Origin of the sequence: Pseudomonas sp. AOB-7 (assembly GCF_003696305.1) — a bacterium.
Lineage (GTDB): Bacteria > Pseudomonadota > Gammaproteobacteria > Pseudomonadales > Pseudomonadaceae > Aquipseudomonas.
In genome coordinates, this window is sequence record NZ_RFFK01000041.1 from 1 (window position 1) to 1,191 (window position 1,191).

Genomic DNA, 1,191 nt, shown 5'->3' on the forward strand with positions numbered 1-1,191 from the left:
GCCTTACCAGAGCGGCAGGCTGTAGCTGACGATGAAGCGGTTCTCGTCCAGATCCGCACCGATGTTGCTGCGCGTGGTGGCGTTGCGCAGGCGCAGGCCGAGGTTCTTCAGCGGGCCGCTCTGCACCACGTAGGCCAGGTCGGTGTTGCGTTCCCAGGTCTTGCCTTCGCTTAAGCCGGCGCCGCGGTCGACGTTGTCGCCGGACAGGTAGCGGGTCATGAAGGTCAGCCCCGGCACGCCGAGGGCGGCGAAGTCGAAGTCGTAGCGCAGCTGCCAGGAGCGCTCGTCCTGGTTGCCGAAGTCGTTGATCTGCACCAGGTTGATCAGCGCGTTGTCGGCGCCGGCGATGTAGGCGAAACCGGTGTCGCCGGACAGGTGCTGGTAGCCGGCGGTGAAGCTCTGGGCGCCGAGGCGGTAGGTGAACAGCGCGCCGAAGGCGTCGTTGTCGACATTGCTGCCGCCGTCGTCGCTGGAGCGGGCGAAGCGGATGTCCGACTTGAAGCTCTGCCCCTCGCCCAGCGGCAGCTGGTGCACCAGGTTGACCAGGTGCTGTGTGTAGATGCCGTCGAGGCCGCCGTAGTAGTAGCTGGTGGCCAATTCCGGGGTCCACTGGTAGCGGCCACCGGCGAAGAGGAACTCGTCGCTGCTCTTGGCGCTGCCCAGCACGATATTGCGCTTGCCGCCGTTGAACACGGTCATCTCCTCGTTATCCGAGGAATCGCGCTGGTTGACCCGGTCGAGGCGGCCGAGGTCCAGGCTCAGGCCCTCGATCTCGTTGCTGCTCAGCCAGGCGCCGCGAAAGGTCTGCGGCAGCAGGCGGCTGTCGTTGCGCATCAGCGCCGGCAGCACAGGTTGCAGGGTGCCGAGTCTGAGGGTGCTGTTGGAGGCGCGCAGCTTGGCGGTCAGGCCGGCCTCGCCGTATTCGTCCTGGGCGCGCTTGGGCGCCTCGCGGTCGCTCTTGAGGATGCCGGTGCCGACCCGGTCCGGGCTGGAATCGAGCTTGAGGCCGAGCAGGCCGATGGCGTCGATGCCGAAACCGACGGGGCCCTCGGTGTAGCCGGACTCGAAGCGCAGCATGAAGCCCTGGGCCCACTCCTCGGCCTTGGCCTGGGTCGCGCCGCTCTGCCGGAAGTCGCGGTTGAAGTAGAAATTGCGGGCATCGAGCACCGCCTTGCTGTCGTCGACGAAGGC

1 protein-coding gene is annotated in these 1,191 nt (G+C 67.1%); it reads right to left on the minus strand.

The window, feature by feature from the left end; translation table 11 throughout:
- Nucleotides 1-3: 3 nt before the first annotated feature.
- Nucleotides 4-1,191, minus strand: a 1,188-nt coding sequence (locus EA796_RS22890) for an OprD family porin (RefSeq protein ID WP_147459083.1), incomplete at its 5' end; no start/stop codon positions are given.